Annotated in this window: 4 protein-coding genes; 3 read left to right on the top strand and 1 reads right to left on the bottom strand. The window is 71.1% G+C overall.

What is annotated here, in order from left to right; all coding sequences use genetic code 11:
• Positions 1–509, bottom strand: a 509-nt coding sequence (locus tag ACWEBX_RS38925; RefSeq protein ID WP_451889432.1) for an IclR family transcriptional regulator, incomplete at its 3' end; no start/stop codon positions are given.
• A gap of 65 nt (positions 510–574) precedes the next feature.
• Here ACWEBX_RS38925 and ACWEBX_RS38920 point away from each other — a divergent pair.
• The 3 genes from ACWEBX_RS38920 to ACWEBX_RS38910 form a co-directional block, all read left to right on the top strand.
• The gene (locus ACWEBX_RS38920; protein WP_451889431.1) at positions 575–1,735 is read left to right on the top strand and encodes a cupin domain-containing protein; all 1,161 of its coding nucleotides are present in this window, start codon (positions 575–577) and stop codon (positions 1,733–1,735) included.
• Between the two features lie 2 nt (positions 1,736–1,737).
• Positions 1,738–2,562, top strand: coding sequence for a fumarylacetoacetate hydrolase family protein (locus ACWEBX_RS38915; protein ID WP_451889430.1), 825 nt, complete (start codon positions 1,738–1,740; stop codon positions 2,560–2,562).
• Positions 2,559–2,771: maleylpyruvate isomerase N-terminal domain-containing protein (locus ACWEBX_RS38910; RefSeq protein ID WP_451889429.1), on the top strand; the 213-nt coding region annotated here is incomplete at its 3' end. The genes ACWEBX_RS38915 and ACWEBX_RS38910, both read left to right, overlap by 4 nt.

Raw genomic sequence — 2,771 nt, 5'->3', positions numbered from 1 at the left:
TGTCTCTCCCGGGGTGGGGTGGCCGGTCGCCGGGCCGAGGCACAGCGCGGCGACGCGAGCAGGAGCAGTCCGGCCGTGGTGCGGTGGGCCGGGAACACCATGCCCTCCCGGGAGCCGACCCGCAGGGCCTGCCGGCACTCGACGCTGGCGATGAACCGGGCCGTGTCCCCGGTGCGCACGATCAGGTTCGCGGTCTCGTCCAGCAGGTCGACGACCCGGTGCAGGTGAGGCAGGGCCGCCGCGCGCAGCCGCGAGACCAGGGACTGGGAGTGCGCGGCGAGTTCCAGCACCGGCCCCGCGCGGTAGACGCGGTTCTCGTTCTGCACGGCGAAGTCCCGGTAGACCAGCATCGCCAGGATCCGGTGGGCGGTGGACCGGGCGACGCCGAGGCGCTCGGCGATCTGGGAGACGGTCGCGCCGCCCTCCATCTGCAGGATGGTCGCCGTCCTCAGCGCGTGGTCCACACTGGCGATCGGGTAGGGCGGCGGTGTTTTCAGCGGCTTGTCCATGGCTCCTCTGTTCTGCTCTCCAGAATTTTCATGTTCTCTCACCAGACGCGGCGCACGCTGATGCCGTGACTGAGACCTCCCAGACCCAAGACACCGCCACGGGTTCCCCGGTCCGGCTCCAGGCCCTCGCCGCGGAGGGGCAGCCCGCTGTCACTCCGGCACTCGAAGAGCTCTACCGGGGCTTCGAGCAGGAACTGCTCGTCCCGCTGTGGACCGAGATCGGCGACCTGATGCCGGCCCACCCGCGCTCACGAGCCGTACCGCACCTCTGGCGCTGGCAGCGGCTGCGGCAGCTGGCGGCCCGGGCCGGTGATCTCGTCCCGGTCGGCCGCGGCGGCGAGCGCCGGGCCATCGCGCTGGCCAACCCCTCCCTCGGCGGCAGACCCTTCGCCACACCGACGCTGTGGGCGGCCATCCAATACCTCATGCCCGGCGAGGACGCCCCCGAGCACCGGCACACCCAGCACGCCTTCCGTTTCGTCGTCGAGGGCTCGGGCGTGTGGACGGTCGTCGGCGGCGATCCGGTGCCCATGAACCGCGGCGACTTCCTCCCGCAGGCCGGCTGGGACTGGCACGCCCACCACAACGCCACCTCCGAACCCATGGCGTGGATCGACGGCCTGGACATCCCCTTCCAGTACGTCACCGAGGCGCAGTTCTTCGAGTTCGGCCGCGACGAGATCAACGACGCCGAGCGCGTCACCCCGCGGCGGTCGCGCTCCGAGCGCCTGTGGGGCCATCCCGGACTGCGCCCGCTGGCGGCCGCCCCGCCCGCGTCCGGCAGTCCGCTGCTGTCGTACAAGTGGGAATACACCAACGCCGCTCTCCGCGACCAGCTCCTGCTGGAGAAAGAGGGCTTCGGCGGCACCGTGGAGGCCGGCCACGCCGCGGTGCGCTACTCCAACCCCCACGACGGCTCCGACGTCCTGCCGACCCTCCGCGCCGAGTTCCACCGCATCGCCCGCGGCGCCGAGACCACGCCGGTGCGCGAGACCGGTTCGTCGGTCTACCAGGTCTTCGACGGCTCCGGCGTGGTGAGCGTCGGCGACACGTCCTGGACGGTGACCCGCGGAGACCTGTTCGTCGTCCCGTCCTGGGAGCCGTTCGCCGCCAGGTCCGAGGCCGGCACCACCGACTCCGACGAGGGAGCCCTCGACCTCTTCCGCTTCTCCGACGCGCCCGTCTTCGAGGCGCTCCGGCTCAACCGCACCCAGAAGGACGCCTGACCATGAAGCTCGCCACCATCCGCACCGCCGACGGAACCAGGGCGGTCCGTCTCGACGGCGACCTCCTGGTCGATCTCGGACACGCCGACCTGGGCGAGCTGTTCGCCGAGGCCGACTGGCAGGCCAGGGCCGCGGCCTCCGGAACCACCTACCCCGCCGCGGGCGCCGACTTCGCGCCGGTCGTACCCAACCCGTCCAAGATCATCTGTGTCGGGCACAACTACACCAACCACATCAAGGAGATGGGCCGGGAGCTGCCCGACTACCCCACCCTCTTCCCGAAGTTCGCCGACACCCTGCTCGGCGCGGACGACGACATCGTCAAGCCGGCCGAGACCGACGCCCTCGACTGGGAGGTCGAGCTGGCCGTCGTGATCGGCAAGACGGTACGCCGCGCCGACGAACAGCAGGCCGCCGACGCCATCGCCGGCTTCACCGTCATGAACGACATCTCGGTGCGCGACTGGCAGTTCCGCACCATCGAATGGACCCAGGGCAAGATCTGGGAAGCCTCCACCCCGGTCGGCCCCTACGTCGTCACCCCCGACGAGGTCGGCGGAGTCCGCCCCTCGCTCCAGGTGAGGACGCTCGTCGACGGGCAGGTCATGCAGCAGGACGACACCGGCACGCTGCTGTTCGACCCGGTGTTCCTGGTGCGGTACATCTCCACCGTGATCACCCTGCGCCCCGGCGACATCATCGCCACCGGCACCCCGGCCGGCGTGGGCAACGCCCGCGACCCGAAGGTCTTCCTCTCCTCCGGCACCACCGTGGTCACCGAGATCTCCGGTCTCGGTGTCTGTACGAACAAGGTGGTCGCGGCATGACGAACGGCGCACGGACCCTCGCCGACGCGCGCGGGTGGGCTCACACGGGCACGAAGCTGGTGCTCGCCGCCGTCGCGGACCTCGACGAGGCCGGCTTCTCTGCCGACAGCGTGCTGCCCGGATGGACCCGCAAACACCTCGCCGCACATGTCGCCGCGAACGCCGACGCTCTGTGCAACCTCGCGCACTGGGCGGCCACCGGAGAGGAG

This window comes from Streptomyces sp. NPDC005070 (assembly GCF_053600395.1).
The sequence above is the reverse complement of the archived record's forward strand: the minus strand, read 5'-3'. Positions and strand labels throughout refer to the sequence as shown.